12 protein-coding genes and 2 pseudogenes are annotated in these 14,791 nt (G+C 63.4%); 4 read left to right on the forward strand and 10 right to left on the reverse strand.

Annotated features, from left to right (window positions below; genetic code table 11):
- Nucleotides 1-3: 3 nt before the first annotated feature.
- The gene (locus AC0NIE_RS20165) at nucleotides 4-969 is read right to left on the reverse strand and encodes a hypothetical protein (RefSeq protein WP_473487239.1); all 966 of its coding nucleotides are present in this window, start codon (nucleotides 967-969) and stop codon (nucleotides 4-6) included.
- Nucleotides 970-1,124: 155 nt separating this feature from the next.
- Here AC0NIE_RS20165 and AC0NIE_RS20170 point away from each other — a divergent pair, with 155 nt between their 5' ends.
- Both AC0NIE_RS20170 and AC0NIE_RS20175 read left to right on the forward strand, forming a co-directional pair.
- Nucleotides 1,125-1,709, forward strand: coding sequence for a nitroreductase family protein (locus tag AC0NIE_RS20170; protein ID WP_292185691.1), 585 nt, complete (start codon nucleotides 1,125-1,127; stop codon nucleotides 1,707-1,709).
- Nucleotides 1,710-2,318: a flavin reductase family protein gene (locus AC0NIE_RS20175; protein ID WP_292185688.1), complete on the forward strand. Its 609-nt coding sequence runs from the start codon at nucleotides 1,710-1,712 to the stop codon at nucleotides 2,316-2,318. It begins immediately after the preceding gene.
- Between the two features lie 12 nt (nucleotides 2,319-2,330).
- On the opposite strand, the gene AC0NIE_RS20180 is transcribed toward AC0NIE_RS20175, so the two are convergent.
- Both AC0NIE_RS20180 and AC0NIE_RS20185 read right to left on the reverse strand, forming a co-directional pair.
- Nucleotides 2,331-3,212 carry an HpcH/HpaI aldolase/citrate lyase family protein gene (locus tag AC0NIE_RS20180; RefSeq protein ID WP_473487240.1) on the reverse strand — a complete coding sequence of 294 codons (882 nt, stop codon included), beginning with the start codon at nucleotides 3,210-3,212 and terminating at the stop codon, nucleotides 2,331-2,333.
- Between the two features lie 3 nt (nucleotides 3,213-3,215).
- Nucleotides 3,216-3,692 (reverse strand): MaoC family dehydratase, encoded by a 477-nt coding sequence (locus tag AC0NIE_RS20185; RefSeq protein ID WP_473487241.1) that lies wholly within the window; start codon nucleotides 3,690-3,692, stop codon nucleotides 3,216-3,218.
- Nucleotides 3,693-3,916: 224 nt separating this feature from the next.
- Here AC0NIE_RS20185 and AC0NIE_RS20190 point away from each other — a divergent pair, with 224 nt between their 5' ends.
- Nucleotides 3,917-5,038: a DUF2336 domain-containing protein gene (locus AC0NIE_RS20190; protein WP_473487242.1), complete on the forward strand. Its 1,122-nt coding sequence runs from the start codon at nucleotides 3,917-3,919 to the stop codon at nucleotides 5,036-5,038.
- Between the two features lie 187 nt (nucleotides 5,039-5,225).
- Here the strand turns inward: AC0NIE_RS20190 and AC0NIE_RS20195 are convergent.
- The 4 genes and pseudogenes from AC0NIE_RS20195 to parE all read right to left on the reverse strand — a co-directional run.
- Nucleotides 5,226-5,870 (reverse strand): annotated as a pseudogene (locus AC0NIE_RS20195) (ABC transporter substrate-binding protein); the annotation flags it as partial.
- 12 nt (nucleotides 5,871-5,882) lie between these two features.
- Complete coding sequence (locus AC0NIE_RS20200; RefSeq protein ID WP_473487243.1) at nucleotides 5,883-6,107, reverse strand: hypothetical protein; 225 nt, start codon at nucleotides 6,105-6,107, stop codon at nucleotides 5,883-5,885.
- Between the two features lie 74 nt (nucleotides 6,108-6,181).
- Nucleotides 6,182-6,864, reverse strand: a pseudogene (locus AC0NIE_RS20205) (IS5 family transposase); the annotation flags it as partial.
- Between the two features lie 24 nt (nucleotides 6,865-6,888).
- Nucleotides 6,889-8,940 carry a DNA topoisomerase IV subunit B gene (gene parE, locus AC0NIE_RS20210; RefSeq protein ID WP_473487244.1) on the reverse strand — a complete coding sequence of 684 codons (2,052 nt, stop codon included), beginning with the start codon at nucleotides 8,938-8,940 and terminating at the stop codon, nucleotides 6,889-6,891.
- Nucleotides 8,941-9,207: 267 nt separating this feature from the next.
- Here parE and AC0NIE_RS20215 point away from each other — a divergent pair, with 267 nt between their 5' ends.
- Nucleotides 9,208-10,374 carry a GGDEF domain-containing protein gene (locus AC0NIE_RS20215; protein ID WP_473487245.1) on the forward strand — a complete coding sequence of 389 codons (1,167 nt, stop codon included), beginning with the start codon at nucleotides 9,208-9,210 and terminating at the stop codon, nucleotides 10,372-10,374.
- Between the two features lie 71 nt (nucleotides 10,375-10,445).
- On the opposite strand, the gene gcvP is transcribed toward AC0NIE_RS20215, so the two are convergent.
- Genes gcvP through gcvT form a run of 3 tightly spaced genes read right to left on the reverse strand, consistent with a single transcriptional unit; the run spans nucleotide 10,446 to nucleotide 14,751 of the window.
- Nucleotides 10,446-13,256: an aminomethyl-transferring glycine dehydrogenase gene (gene gcvP, locus AC0NIE_RS20220; protein ID WP_473487246.1), complete on the reverse strand. Its 2,811-nt coding sequence runs from the start codon at nucleotides 13,254-13,256 to the stop codon at nucleotides 10,446-10,448.
- A 17-nt stretch (nucleotides 13,257-13,273) separates the two neighbouring features.
- Entirely contained in the window at nucleotides 13,274-13,642 is a 369-nt protein-coding gene (gene gcvH / locus AC0NIE_RS20225) for a glycine cleavage system protein GcvH (RefSeq protein WP_095492592.1), read from the reverse strand.
- Nucleotides 13,643-13,650: 8 nt separating this feature from the next.
- A complete protein-coding gene (gcvT, locus tag AC0NIE_RS20230) occupies nucleotides 13,651-14,751 on the reverse strand; it encodes a glycine cleavage system aminomethyltransferase GcvT (RefSeq protein WP_473487247.1) in 1,101 nt (366 codons plus the stop codon).
- Nucleotides 14,752-14,791: the final 40 nt, after the last annotated feature.

Below are 14,791 nucleotides of genomic sequence, written 5' to 3' on the forward strand. Positions count from 1 at the left end.
CGGTTAGTCCGCGCCTTCCTCAGGATCCATCGCCGAAGCCTCCGTGGCCAAAACCTCGATTTCCTTGTTCTGCCCGGCCACGACGGTAAAATCCTTCTGGTAGATCCGGTCGCGGTTCTTGGCGATGATGGTGTAGTCGCCCTCGGCAAGCACCATCGAAGCAAAGGCGCCGACGGTTTCCTTGATGGGATCACCGGATTCGTTGAGCAACGACCAGGAGGTGTCGGCAATCGCCTCTCCACCCGACTCGCGTACCAGCTTCATGGTCATCTCCGCCGCACGGTGCTCGACGGCCGCTTCGGTCAGCTTGCCGGCCTCGACGCGGATGTCGGAGCGGATGACCGCATTCACCGAGCCATAGGTCGAGACGACGTGATAGACGCCCGCGTTCAGCCGCACGACGCTGTTCGGCTCGACGTCGGGTATGATCAGGGCGCGATCGTGATTGGCTTCGGCTTGGCCTTCATAGATCGAAAAGCGCAATTTCTTCGGCGGTATGCGCACCCCGCCCGACAGCACGGCGTCGAGCTTGAGTCCGCCGGCATCGAGCACCAGGCTTTCGCGCTTGGCGTCCTTGCCGACGGTGATGCGCTTGGTGGCGCCGGCCCGGCCGTAAGAGGCATGGACCAGATAGCTGCCGGGCTCGAGCTGGAACACCGCGCTGCCGCCATGGGCGGAAGCGACCATCGGCAGCTTGCCGTCGCCGATGGGGTCAGGCTTGAAGACGCGCCAGACGATGCCGCGTGTGATGTCGGCGCCCTTGTCAGTCAATTGCGCCGACAGCGTGATCGCCCCGCTGCTCCCCGATGCCAGCGGTGCATCGCTTTTCGGAGGCGCATAGCTCGAAATTCCGGGAAGTTTCAGGTCTCCGAGTCCGTCCGCATCCTGAGCGACCGCAAGCGACACCGGCACCATCAACAGCGCGGCAGCGAGCCAGATCAGCAAAAGTCGCAATGTCCCCTCAAACATGCCTTGCGTTGAAGCCCAAGGCGGTGGCAATTTCAAGGCTTAAGAGTCCGATCAGCTTCTGCTAGAGGCTCTTTGTCGGCGCGCCGCGCCGCTGCCGCGAGCCGCCCGATGCCCGATGGTGCGCTTCAGCTTAAATTCCAAGGAGACTTGCGCCCATGGCGTCGCCGATCATCGATTTTCTGCTGACCCGAAATTCCGCGCCGATCCCGGAGTTGAAGGAACCAGCACCTAGCGACGCTGACATCGCGACGATGATTGCCGCCGCCTCGCGGGTGCCGGACCACGGCCGGCTCGAGCCCTGGCGCTTCATCCTCTACCGGGGCGAGGCACGCGTCGAGATCGGCAAGAAGTTGGCAAGCCTTGCCGAACAACGCGAAGGGCCGTTGCCAGAGGGCCGCTACAACCAGGAACTGGCGCGCTTTTCGCGCGCGCCGCTGGTGATCGGCGTGGTGTCGAGCCCGAAGGAAAACCCAAAAATCCCACAATGGGAGATGTTCCTGTCCGGCGGCATGGCGGCGATGAACCTGATGATATCAGCCAATGCGCTGGGCTATGGCACCAACATGATCAGCAACTGGTATTCCGATGTGCCGGAGGGCAGGGCGATCCTGGGGCTGGCGCCGCATGAGCGGGTCGTCGGATTCGTCCATATCGGCTCCTATCAGGGGCCGGCGCCGGAGCGGCCGCGGCCTGATCCGGCAAAGCTCTATGCCGACTATGCGGGGCCGTGGGTGGGCTGAATGTTCTACGAGCCGTCTAAAGGTCACGGGCTGCCGCATGACCCGTCCAAGGCGATCGTGGCGCCACGGCCGATCGGCTGGATCTCGACGGTGAACAAGGCCGGCGAGGTCAACCTCGCCCCCTATTCCTTCTTCAATGCGTTTTCGACGCGGCCCTTCATCGTGTGGTTTTCGTCCGAAGGCGAGAAGGACAGCGCGACCTTCGCCGAAGAAACAGGCGAGTTCGTCGCCAATCTCGTCAGCCGCGATCTTGCTGAAAAAATGGTCCGCACGGCGGTCGATGCGCCGCGCGGCGTCACCGAATTCGACTATGCCGATCTCACCATGGCGCCGTCGCGCCTTGTTGCGCCGCCCCGCGTGGCGGCAGCGCCCGCGGCGCTTGAATGCCGGGTGACAGAGATCCTGCGGCCAAAGGCGCTGGACGGGACGCTGACCGGCGCTGTCGTCGTTGCCGGCGAAGTCGTCGGCGTGCATATCGACGATGCATTTCTGAAAGACGGCATGTTCGATATCGTCAAGGCGGGCAATGTCGGCCGTCTCGGCTATATGGACTATGCCAGCGTCAGCGAGATATTTTCAATGAGCCGGCCTCGCTGGAGAAAAGATTAGGCTGGGAAAATTTTAGGCCGAAATCCCTGCCGCTCTGGCTCGCGCCAGAAGTCGCTCTGCCAGCTTGAGATGCGGCCGGTCGTACATCTTGCCATCGATGCCGACGACGCCGGGATTTCCAGCCGCCTCGAATGCCTCGACGATCACCAGGGAGTGTTTCACCGCCTCGGCCGACGGCGTGAAGGCGGCGTTGATGGCCGGCACTTGGGCCGGATGGATCGCCATCTTGCCGGTGAAGCCGTCGCGCTCTGCCTCGGCGCATTCCGCCTCGAAGCCGGCCACGTCGCGAAAGTGCGGAAAAACCGTGTCGATCGCCGCGACTTCCGCGGCACCCGCGGCGAGGATGGTCATGGTGCGGGCGAAGCGGAACACATCGGTGTAGCGGCCATTCTCGTCGCGGGCCGTGCGCGCACCGATTGCTGCCGATAGATCTTCCGCACCCCAGGTCACGCCGACAAGCCGCGCACTTGCGTTGGCGTAGGTCGCAGCCGCCAGCACGCCGGCAGCTGTTTCGGTGATGATCGGCAGGATTTTTATCGCACCATCCGGCAGCCCGCTTTCGGCCTCGTGCACCCTGAGCTTGGCCGAGAGATGCTGGACATCCTGGCCGCTGTTCGACTTCGGCAGCATGATGCCGTGGGGTTTCACTGGCACGAGTGCCGCCAGGTCGTCATCGGTCAGGCCGGTCGAGAGATCGTTGATGCGGACATAGATTGCGGATCTGGTTTGATGCCTGTGTTCGGTGATGAACCGTGCGGCGATGTCGCGTGCCAAAGCCTTGTTTTGTGGCGCAACCGAATCCTCGAGATCGACGATGACCACGTCGGCGCCCGCGCCAAACGCCTTTTCCAGCTTCTTTTCGGAATCGCCGGGAACGAACAGCAGCGAGCGCATCGGTCAGGCCGCCTTCTTCATCATCATCGCCTGCCTCGTGCATTTGGCGACGAGCACGTCGTTCTGGTTGTAGGCGCGGTGCTCGAACTCGACGATGCCGCGGTCCGGCTTCGACCTGGAGTCGCGCACCGACACCACCGTCGTCTCGACGCGGATCGTGTCGCCGTGGAAGACCGGATGCGGAAACACCGTCTCCTTCATGCCGAGATTGGCGATGGTGGTGCCGACGGTGATGTCGTTCACCGAAATGCCGATCATCAGGCCCAGCGTGAACAGCGAATTGACCAGCGGCTTGCCCCATTCGCTTTTGGCGGCGAAGTCGAAATCGATGTGCAGCGGTTGCGGGTTCAGCGTCATTACCGAAAACAGCATGTTGTCGCTTTCAGTGACGGTTTTCCGCAGCGTGTGCCGGAAGACATGGCCGACGACGAACTCTTCCAGATAAAGCCCGGCCATGATCGATGTCCTCCGCTGCCGCATCGGCCCGAAATCGGAATCGATTTTTCGGAAAGCACGATGCGAAGATTCAAAGTGTTAGAGCGTACTTTCCGAAAGGGACCATGTCGCCCTAAGGAAAGGTTGATAGGCGCTGCATACCGCGCTCGCAAGCCAGTTAACAAACATGGTGAACCGTTCGTAAACCATTTCTGCCTACGGTCGTCACGGGACGGGAACGGACTCGGGTTAGGGGCGCAGCGGACGGCATGGTTGTTTCGCATTTCCTGAAATGGATCTACACGGCGAGGGTTTCGGAGCGCGCCGCTGCGGCAGGCGCTCTGGCTCGCGCCTACATCAATGCCGATCTGCCTTTCGAGGATCGCTGCGCGGCGGAGGCCGCGCTGACGCTGCTGCTCGACGATGCCTCGTCGAAAGTGCGGCTGGCGATTGCAGAAGCGCTGTCGATGAGCCATCACGCGCCGCTGCAGATCATCAGCGCGCTGGCGTCCGATCAACCGGAAGTTGCAAGCCTGGTGCTGGCACGTTCGCCGATGCTCACCGATGCCGATCTGATCGACCGCGTTGCCGGTGGCCAAAAGGCGACGCAGAAACTGATCGCGGATCGTGCGCGTGTCTCCATGGCGGTCGCAGCGGCGATCGCCGAAATCGGCGAGCCGGAAGCCTGCGCCACGCTTCTCGCCAACAGCGGCGCCGACATCGCTTCGCTCAGCTTCCGCCGTATCGCCGAACGCCATGGCCATCTGCCTTCGGTGCGCGAAGCGCTGATTTCCGATGCGCGCCTGCCTGCCGACTGCCGGCATATGCTTCTGATAAAACTTGGTGAAACGCTTAAAGGCTCGCCGCTGGTGGTGGCGCTGATGGGCCGTGCCAGAACCGAGCGCGTCATGCGCGACGCCTGTGTCAAAGCTTCCATGACGCTGATCGAGGGCACGCGCCAGGAAGAACATGCGGCGCTTATCGAGCATCTGCGCCTGCGCGACGACCTGACCGCAAGCTTCATCATTCGCACCATCGCGCATGGCAAGGTCGACTTCTTCGGCTCGGCGCTGGTTGCGCTCAGCCAGCAATCCGAGCAACGGGTGAGAGCGCTGCTGGCCGGCGGGCACGACGTGGCGCTGCAGGCGCTGTTCCGCAGCGCCGGCCTTGCCGCGGTCACGCACGCGATCATTCTGCGTGCGCTAAAGATCTGGCGCGAGGTCGCCAATGGCAAGCGCCTTGCCGGCGTCCAGGAAGTCAGTTGGCTGATGCTGAAGGAATTGGGCGGGCAGTCCGCCGAAGGCGATCTCGCCGGATTGGTCAAATCGATCCATCTCGATGCGCTGCGCGAAAACGCGCGTGGCCATGCGCTGGCAATCGCTGCGGCGTAGGTATGTCGATATTCAGGTGATGCCGGCCCGCAAACGATGGTTTCCTGCGCTTCCGGTGCTCACGTACAAGGGTCCAGACTCATAATTTAGCCATGGCAACCCAGAAAGCCGGCTGCCTCGGATGGCGAGGTGCCCCAACATAGGCTTAGGCTTGCTGGGAAAGCGTGGCGCCACAATAGCAGTGAAGCTAATCAATCACTTGGACGGCTTGATCGATGATCGTTGTGGGCACTGCGAGACCAAGCCTTCGTGCGGTCCGCAGGTTTACGACCAACTCATGCTGGGACAAAACCTCGACAGGCAAGTCGCCGGGGCTGCTTCCATTGAGAATCTTCTTTGCGCTCTGCGTCATCTGCTGGGTCGCGTTTCTCAGGCTTGTGCCGTAACAGAACAGGCCGCCCGCATCGATCTGCTCCCTGGGGAAGACAGTCGGCAGCCGATAGGAAATCGCAAGCTCGGCAATTCTGGTGCGGTGCGCCGAAATGACGGGTTCTTCCAGAACGATGAGGGCTCCGGCCCGCCCGTGCTCCATCGCCGTGAACGCGCCCTCGATATCAGGCTGAGGACCGCTGACGCGAAGAACCTGCGGGGCAAGGCCAAGCTCCCGTGCCGCTTTGGAATTCGAAGCTGAAAGGCAATCGGACACGCCCTGGTCGCTGATGATCGCGACCCGATCCAGAGTTGGCGCAACAGCCTTCAGCAACTCGACATGGGACCGAGCTTGGTTCGGATCGAAGCTCGTCACGCCTGTCATATTGCCGCCTGGCTTCTCCATGGACGCGGCAAGGCTATCGGTCACCGGATCGACAACAACAGAATAAATGATCGGTAGCTGCGTTGTTGCCTACTGAACCGCGCGAGCGGTCACTGCGCCGATGACAGCGACAAGGTCGACCTTCAGTCGAAGCAGTTCAGCGGCGAATGCAGGAATCCGGCTCAAATCACCATCGGCCGATCGTTGTTCAAAGCGTATGCTGTGACCCTCGACAAACCCCAGTTCTTTGAGCCCCGCTTTGAACCCCTCGATCGGCCGCCCAGGTCCCGCGGTGATGATGCCGATTGTGGCCATGCCAACTGTGGGCAACTCCCTCTCCGCCGCTGGAATCCTCTCACTGGTTGAAATCTAACAGAGCGGAGGACAACTCATAACCAGTAGTTGACGGTCGCGGCGATGCAGATGGCAGCGAGAAAGTTGACGGCAAGACGGCCGTATCGGGTTGCGATGCGGAAGTCCTTGAGGCGGCAGAACATGCGCTCGATGGCGTTGCGGTCGCGGTAGAGCACGGGCGAGAAGCAGTTGTTCCAACGCCTGTTGGCCTTGGGGGGGATGTTCGGCATCGTGCCTTCGCCTCGACCTGGCGGCGAATGGCGTTGCTGTCGTAACCCTTGTCGCCATGAGGATTCGGGCGGCCGGCATCTGCTTCAGCAAAGCTGATCCTGCCGTGCAATCAGCGACCTGGCCGCCGGTCAGCTGGAAGGCGATGGGCCGGCATTCACGATCGGTCAGCGCGTGGATTTTGGTCGTGTGCCCGCCGCGCGAACGGCCGATGGCCTGATTGCGCTCCCCCCGTTCCGCCCGAGGCCGAGCGGTGCGCCTTCACGGCGGAGGAGCCGATGAGCACTTGGGCCGGCGGGCCGCCGGCGCTGGCGAGAGCGTGAAAGAGGTCAGCCCAGACGCCCTTGGCCGCCCAGCGGACATAGTGGTTGTAGACGGTCTTGCGCGGCCGATAGTCGGGCGGCGCATCGATCCAGCGCCCGCCGGACTTCAGAACGTGGACGATCCCGCTGATCACCCGGCAGTCATCGACGCGCGGCTTGCCACGCGTTTATGGGTCCGAACCCTAGAACGCTCAGATGTCCAGCACTTCCGTCTCGGCGAATTCCGCACGTTCCTGGATGAAGCGGAAGCGGGCTTCCGGCTTGGTGCCCATCAGCGCGTCGACCGTGTCCTTGGTCGCCGCCTCGGCGTCGATCACATCGACCCTGAGCAGCGTGCGCTTTCTCGGGTCCATGGTGGTTTCCTTGAGCTGGGCGGCCATCATTTCGCCCAACCCCTTGAAGCGGCCGATTTCGACCTTGCCGCGCCCGGTGAACTCGGTGCGCAGAAGTTCGTCCTTGTGCGCGTCGTCGCGGGCATAGGCGACCTTGCCGCCTTGCCGGATCGAGTAGAGCGGCGGCACCGCCAGATAGAGATGGCCGCCGCGGACCAGGCTCGGCATCTCCTGATAGAAGAAGGTGATCAGCAACGAAGCGATATGGGCGCCGTCGACGTCGGCGTCGGTCATGATGATGATCCGGTCGTAGCGCAGATCCTCATCGCGGTATTTTGACCGCGTGCCACAGCCAAGCGCCTGGATCAGGTCGGAAATCTGCTGGTTGCCGGCCAGCTTGTCGTTGCCGGCGCTGGCGACGTTGAGGATCTTGCCGCGCAGCGGCAGCACCGCCTGGCTGGCGCGGTCGCGCGCCTGTTTCGCCGAGCCGCCGGCCGAATCGCCCTCGACGATAAAGAGTTCTGCGCCGGCCGCGGCATTCTGCGTGCAGTCGGCGAGCTTGCCGGGCAGCCGCAGCTTGCGCACCGCGCTCTTGCGCGACACTTCCTTTTCCTGGCGGCGGCGCACCCGTTCGTCGGCACGTGCGATCACCCATTCGAGCAGCTTCGAGGCTTCCTGCGGATTGTCGGCCAGCCAGTGATCGAAGGGGTCGCGGATGGCAGTCTCGACGATCCTGATCGCCTCGATCGTCGCCAGCCTGTCCTTGGTCTGGCCGACGAATTCCGGCTCACGGATGAACACCGACAGCATGCCTGCCGCCGAGATCATGACGTCTTCCGACGTGACGATCGAAGCGCGCTTGTTGCCGACCAACTCGGCATAGGCGCGCAGGCCGCGGGTCAAAACGTTGCGGAAGCCCGCCTCGTGCGTGCCGCCTTCGCCGGTCGGAATGGTGTTGCAGTAGGAATTGAGAAACCCGTCGCCGCCGAACCAGGTCACCGCCCATTCGAGCGAGCCGTGACCGCCTTGCCTGTCGCTTTTGCCGGCAAAGATTTCGCGGGTGACCTGGAATTCGTCGCCGAGCGAGGCTTTCAGATAGTCCTTGAGGCCACCGGGAAAATGGAACTCGGCCTTAGCCGGTGTCGTGTCCTTCTCCTTGATCAGCGACGGATCGCAGGTCCAGCGGATCTCGACGCCACCGAACAGATAGGCTTTCGAGCGGGTCATGCGGTAGAGCCGCGCCGGCTCGAATGCCGCACCCTTGCCAAAGATCTGCTCGTCGGGATGGAAGCGTATCCTGGTGCCGCGGCGGTTATGCACCTCGCCGAGCTGCTCCAGGCCGGTCACCGGAACGCCGCGCGAAAAGCGCTGGCGATAGAGCTGGCGGCCGCGCGCGACCTCGACCTCCAGATGGTCCGACAGCGCGTTGACGACGGAGACGCCGACGCCGTGCAGGCCGCCCGAGGTTTCGTAGACCTTGCTGTCGAACTTGCCGCCGGAATGCAGCGTCGTCATGATGACTTCGAGCGCCGGCTTCTTGAATTTCGGATGCGGATCGACCGGAATGCCGCGGCCATTGTCGGTCACCGCCAGATATCCGTCGGCCGAAAGCTCGACATCGATGAAAGTCGCGTGGCCGGCGACCGCCTCGTCCATCGAATTGTCGATGACCTCGGCGAACAAATGGTGCATCGCCTTGTCGTCGGTGCCGCCGATATACATGCCGGGCCGCCGCCGCACCGGCTCCAGCCCTTCCAGAACCTCGATGTCGGCGGCACTGTAGCTCTCGCTGCCGTCGCGGGATGCCGGGCGCTTCGCCGCCTGCACCAGCGGGTCGGCTGGGCGCGCGGTGGCGCGAACCGGTTGCGGCTGCTTGTCCAAATTGCTGAAAAGATCGTTGCTGTCGTTCATGCTGGTCCTGGATTCCGATGCTGCGAATCACCACCCGATACTGCCACGCTTTTTGCGGGCAGGCGACGGAGGTTCCTGTTACGTTCGAGGATAGAGCCTCTTACTGCAAAACCATCCGACAACCAAGCGGCGGAAATGGGTCGAGGGCATCGACGCTTTGTAAACCTTGTCCGAAGGTTACGTCCGAAGGTTGGCCGAAAAACGGTATCCGTCCACTGCCGGTGGCCTAGAATGCGGCAGAACCCGTGAAAAGGCTGCTGCTAGCGCATGTTGGATTACAGTTCGCTCCTGCTCGCGGCGGCGCTGTCGGGCACGTGCCTCAGCATCACCATGTTTGCGATCTGGTTCACCGCGCCGCAGGCACGCTATGTGCTGACGGTGGCGTGCGGCATTCTCGTGCTCGTCGCGCATGTGGTCTTGTTCTGGCATTATGCCAGGCATCCCAGCCCCTGGCTTTGCCAGATTGTGCTTGCGCTTCTCAGCCTGGGCTTCCTGACCCTCTGCCTGTCGGCCATGCAGTATCTCGGCGTGCGCGACTACAGGCGCGCCATCTTGCCGACCGTGGCTGCGATGGCGGTTTGCGCAGGCGCGACGTCGCTGGGCCTTGATGGCGTCGGCTTCATCGTCACCTACGCGACGGTAACGGCGCTGCTCTCGCTTATCGGGGTGATGTTCTGGATCAAAGGTGGCCACGATCGCCGGATATTGCTGGTCGTTTCCTTCCTGAGCTGCGTCTGTGCGCTGTCCTTCGTGCTTTGCGGCGCGGTCCTGCTGGTCGAGGGCCAATGGGAGCTCGGCGTTGCGCCCGACAATTGGGCCGAACGGTTGAATTCCGTCGTCGCGGTCGCCTGCATGACCGGGCTCGGCGCACTGACGCTCTCCCTGCACCACTTGCAGGCGCAGATCGAATTGAAGGCCGAGACCATGACCGACCCATTGACCGGGCTGATGAACCGGCGGGCGTTGACGGCATTCTACGGTGAGCGGGTTTTCGGCCCGTTCATGTCCGTCGCCATGTTCGACCTCGATCATTTCAAAAAAACGAACGACGTATTCGGTCATCCGGTCGGTGATCAGGTTCTGCGCCGCTTCGCCGCTGTCATCAGGAAATATGCCAGGACCGGAGTCGACGCCTTCCGGCTGGGTGGCGAGGAATTCGTCCTCGTCATGTCGCGGATGACTGAAGAGAAGGCTTACGACATTGCGAGCAAGATCAGCGTCGCCTTCGGCACGGAAATCGTGGCCACCCAGCTTGGTCCGTTGCGCAGCACCGTCAGTGGCGGCATCGGCTTTGGCGGGACGGATGGGACCAGCCTCGACCATGTGCTGGCCGAAGCCGACGCCGCACTTTATGCGGCAAAGCGCGCCGGGCGAAATCGCGTCGTCGCCCAGAAGACGAGCAAGGCCGACGCGCCGGCCTTGCGTTCTGCCTGATTGAGGCTTCTATCTTCTTGTTAGACCATGATCTTGTCCGAAAACCGGATTCCACTTTTCGGGATCATGGTCTACTCCGCCGCCCCCAGATATTCCGACAGCGGCGGGCAGGAGCAGACGAGGTTGCGGTCGCCGCCGACATTGTCGATGCGCGACACCGGCGGCCAGTATTTGGCTGATGTGTCGGCATCACCGGCGGGGTAGGCTGCCTCCAGGCGCGAATAGGGATGGGTCCACTGGCCGGCCAGCGCCTCGGCCGCTGTATGCGGCGCATTGACCAGCGGATTGTCGGCCAAGGGCCATTCGCCTTTCGCCACCTTGGCTGCCTCGCCCGATATCGCGATCATCGCTTCGCAGAATCGATCCACCTCGCTCTTGGGCTCGGACTCGGTCGGCTCGACCATCAAGGTGCCGGCCACCGGAAACGACATGGTCGGCGCATGGAAACCATAATCGATCAGCCGCTTGGCGATGTCGTCGACGCTGATGCCGGCACTGTCCTTGAGCACGCGGGTGTCGAGGATGCATTCATGGGCGACGCGTCCGTGGCGGCCCTTGTAGAGCACCGGGAAATGCGCTTCGAGCCGCGTCGCCACGTAGTTGGCGGAAATGATCGCCGTCTCGGTCGCCTGCTTCAGGCCCGAAGCGCCCATCATGCGGATATACATCCAGGTGATCGGCAGGATCGATGCGCTGCCGAATGGTGCGGCCGACACGGCATGACCCGAGCCTTCGGTGACGTGGCCGGGCAGATACGGCTTCAGATGCGCCTTGATGCCGATCGGGCCGACGCCGGGACCGCCGCCGCCATGCGGGATGCAGAACGTCTTGTGCAGGTTCATGTGGCAGACATCGGCGCCGATGTCGCCCGGCCGGGCGAGGCCAACCAGCGCGTTGAGGTTGGCGCCATCGAAATAGACTTGGCCGCCATGGCTGTGGACGAGGGCGCAGATGTCGCGCGCGCCTTCCTCGAAAACGCCGTGCGTCGAGGGATAGGTGAACATCAGCGCTGCGAGGTCTTGCGCATGCTCGTCCGCCTTGGTTTTCAGGTCATCGACGTCGATGTTGCCGTCTTCGGTGCAGCGCACGACGACGACGCTCATGCCGGCCATCGCCGCACTCGCCGGATTGGTGCCATGCGCGGATGACGGGATCAGGCAGACCGTGCGGTGGCCTTCGCCGCGTGAGCGGTGATAGCCGCGAATGGCAAGCAGCCCGGCATATTCGCCCTGGCTGCCGGCATTGGGCTGCAGGGTCACCGCGTCGAAGCCGGTTATCTCCGCCAGCCAGCCTTCCAGCTCGTCGATCATCGCGCGGTAGCCGGCCGAATGGCTTGCCGGGGCGAAGGGGTGCAGGTTGGCGATATCAGGCCAGCTTACCGGCATCATCTCGGCGGCGGCGTTGAGCTTCATCGTGCAGGAGCCGAGCGGGATCATAGCGCGGTCGAGCGCCAGGTCCTTGTCGGCCAGCCGGCGCAGGAAGCGCATCATGTCGGTTTCCGAGCGGTTGTCGTGGAAGACGGGCTGCGTGAGAAACTCCTTGCCGCGAGGCTGTCCGGGCATGGTGCTGCCGGTAGTGGCGCCCGGCTTGGCGCCGAACAGCGCCGCGATCGCGTCCAGATCGGCATCGGTCGAGGTCTCATCGAAGCTGATGCCGATGTGGTCGGCGTCGATGACACGCAGCAGCCGGCCGGTCTTTTCAGCAGCGGCGGCGATCGCGCCGGCTCTGCCTTTCACTTCCACCGTCACCGTGTCGAAGCGGCTTGCGCCAAGCACCGAAACGCCTGCTGCTTTGAGACCGGCAGCCAGCCGGTTAGCCAATTCATGGGTTCGGCCGGCAATCGCCTGCAGCCCGGCGGGGCCGTGCCAGATCGCATAGGCCGTCGCCATGTTGGCGAGCAGCGCCTGCGCGGTGCAGATGTTGGATGTCGCCTTGTCGCGGCGGATATGCTGTTCGCGCGTCTGGAGCGCAAGGCGATAGCCGGGGCGGCCCTTGCTGTCGGTGGACTGACCGACAAGGCGGCCGGGCATCAGCCGCGTCAGCCTGTCGGAGACGGCGCAATAGGCGGCGTGCGGCCCGCCAAAGCCCATCGGCACGCCGAAGCGCTGCATCGGGCCGACGGCGATGTCGGCGCCAAGCTTTGCCGGCGCTTCGGTCAGCGTCAGCCCGAGCGGATCGGCAATGAAGACGACCAGCGCGCCGGTGGCACGGGCTTTCTCGATTGCCGCCTTGTGGTCGCCATAGACGCCAAACGTGTCGGGCCAGGAGACCAGCAGAGCGGCGGTATTGTCGTCGATGGTTTCGCCGTCGACCTCGATGCCGAGCGGTTCGGCGCGGGTGCGCACGACGTCGAGCGTCTGCGGATGCGGCGTGCCGGCCAGCGCCACTTTGGTCCGCTTGTCGCGATGATGGCGTAACGCAATGCCGACCGCCTCGGCCACCGCCGTCGCTTCATCGAGCAGCGAGGCAGACGCCACCGGCAGCCCGGTCAGCTCAGTGACCAGCGTCTGGAAATTGAACAGCATTTCGAGCCGGCCCTGGCTGATCTCGGCCTGGTAGGGCGTGTAAGCCGTATACCAGGCCGGATTCTCGAACAGATTCCGCTGGATGACCGGCGGCACGTGGACGCCGTGGTAGCCGGCGCCGATGAAGCTCTTCAGAACTGTATTTTTCGCCATTGTCGCTGAAAGCTCGGCCAGCGCCTCCGCTTCGCTCGCCGGGGCCGGCAAGGCCAGCCGCCGGTCGAGCCGGATCGATTTCGGCACAGCCTGGCTGATCAGCGTCTCGACGGAGGGAACGCCGATCGTCGCCAGCATGGCTCTGACGTCATTGAGGCCGGGGCCGATATGGCGGGCCGAGAAGGAGTAGGGTGCTGCGGTCATCTTTCCTGGTCCTTCTATCAACCAATATGGGCTTTATAGGCGGCCTCATCCAGGAGACCTTCGAGTTGGCTTTCATCGGCCAGCCTCATCTTCCACAGCCAGCCGTCGCTGGTCGCTGCCGAATTGACCAGAGACGGGTCCGACGAGAGCGAGGTGTTGGCCTCGGTGACCTCGCCGTCGACCGGTGCATAGACGTCCGATGCCGCCTTGACGGATTCGACCACGACGGCCGTATCGCCCTTGACCAGCTTTTTCCCAAGCTCCGGCAATTCGACGAAGACGAGATCGCCGAGCTGCTCCTGTGCGTAGTCGGTGATGCCGACGGTGGCGACACCGCCTTCGACGCGGAGCCATTCGTGATCTTCGGTGAAATAGGTTTTTGCCATGAGAAGGTTCATCCTTTGCGGTAGCGATGCGGCGTGAAGGGCAGGGGATTGATATCGACCGGGATTTTCGTCCCGCGAACGTCGGCGAAGAGTTTTGTGCCAGGTTTGGCCAGCGCTGTCAGGACGTAGCCCATGGCGACCGGATGGGTGGCCGAGGGGCCGAAGCCGCCGGAGGTGACGTGGCCGGCGGGATCGCCGTCGGCGTCGAAAAGGGCAGCGCCGGTGCGCACCGGCTGGCGGCCTTCCGGCTTCAGGCCGACGCGTTTCTGCGCCGGGCCGCGCTCCAGGATTGCACGCAATGCGTCGGCGCCGATGAAAGCGCCAGAGGCGCGAACCTCCTTTGGGATCGCCCACATCAGCCCGGCGCTGGCCGGGTCGATCTCAGGCGTGATGTCCAGTCCGTGCAGGCACAGCCCTGCTTCGAGCCGCAGGCTGTCGCGGGCGGCCAGCCCAACCCACATCACGCGCTCGTCCACGAGCAGTTTGGCGACGAGATTTCGCGCGTCCGCTTCCGGCAGGCCGATCTCGAAACCGTCTTCACCGGTATAGCCCGACCGGCTCATGAACCAGTTCTCGCGGGGCTCAAAGCCGTGCATGAACAGCAGCGATCCGGTTTCGATGCCGCCGCGGGATAGGGCGGCCCAGGCTTCAGGCCCCTGGATCGCCAGGAAGATGCGGTCGAGTGCGTCCACCTTTGCGTCAAAATCCATGGCAAGGGCGCGCAGGTGCTTTTCGTCGGCTTCGGCATTGCCGGCATTGGCGACGACCATGAAGCGTGCCTGGCCGAGCCGGGTGACGATCAGATCGTCGAGGATGCCGGCGGCTTCATTGAGAAGGAACGTGTATTTGGACTGGGAAATCTCAAGCGCGCCGGCGTCTAACGGGCAGGCTCGGTTCAGAAGTGCGACGGTGCCCGAGCCACTGATCTCGAACAGCTTCATGTGCGAGATGTCGAACAGCCCTGCATGTTCGCGGGCATGAAGGTGCTCCTTCATCACGCCGGCCGGATAGGTCAGCGGCATCGACCAGCCGGCGAACGCGCCAAAGCGCGCACCGGCGGCCACGTGCAGGTCTTCGAGGGGAAGGTGTTTGGTGTCGTCGCCCGTCATGTCATCTCCAGAGTCGCACGCAATCGGCCGCGAATGGCGA

Source organism: Mesorhizobium sp. WSM4842 (assembly GCF_055901575.1).

Bases quoted from the DNA above. Each gene is read 5' to 3' on its own strand.
- AC0NIE_RS20185 (WP_473487241.1), bottom strand. From the start codon at position 3,692: ATGCGGCAGCGGAGGACATCGATCATGGCCGGGCTTTATCTGGAAGAG.
- gcvH (WP_095492592.1), bottom strand. From the start codon at position 13,642: ATGGCAAAAACCTATTTCACCGAAGATCACGAATGGCTCCGCGTCGAA.
- AC0NIE_RS20170 (WP_292185691.1), top strand. From the start codon at position 1,125: ATGGCGTCGCCGATCATCGATTTTCTGCTGACCCGAAATTCCGCGCCG.
- gcvT (WP_473487247.1), bottom strand. From the start codon at position 14,751: ATGACGGGCGACGACACCAAACACCTTCCCCTCGAAGACCTGCACGTG.
- AC0NIE_RS20215 (WP_473487245.1), top strand. From the start codon at position 9,208: ATGTTGGATTACAGTTCGCTCCTGCTCGCGGCGGCGCTGTCGGGCACG.
- AC0NIE_RS20190 (WP_473487242.1), top strand. From the start codon at position 3,917: ATGGTTGTTTCGCATTTCCTGAAATGGATCTACACGGCGAGGGTTTCG.
- AC0NIE_RS20180 (WP_473487240.1), bottom strand. From the start codon at position 3,212: ATGCGCTCGCTGCTGTTCGTTCCCGGCGATTCCGAAAAGAAGCTGGAA.
- gcvP (WP_473487246.1), bottom strand. From the start codon at position 13,256: ATGACCGCAGCACCCTACTCCTTCTCGGCCCGCCATATCGGCCCCGGC.
- AC0NIE_RS20200 (WP_473487243.1), bottom strand. From the start codon at position 6,107: ATGGCCACAATCGGCATCATCACCGCGGGACCTGGGCGGCCGATCGAG.
- parE (WP_473487244.1), bottom strand. From the start codon at position 8,940: ATGAACGACAGCAACGATCTTTTCAGCAATTTGGACAAGCAGCCGCAA.
- AC0NIE_RS20165 (WP_473487239.1), bottom strand. From the start codon at position 969: ATGTTTGAGGGGACATTGCGACTTTTGCTGATCTGGCTCGCTGCCGCG.
- AC0NIE_RS20175 (WP_292185688.1), top strand. From the start codon at position 1,710: ATGTTCTACGAGCCGTCTAAAGGTCACGGGCTGCCGCATGACCCGTCC.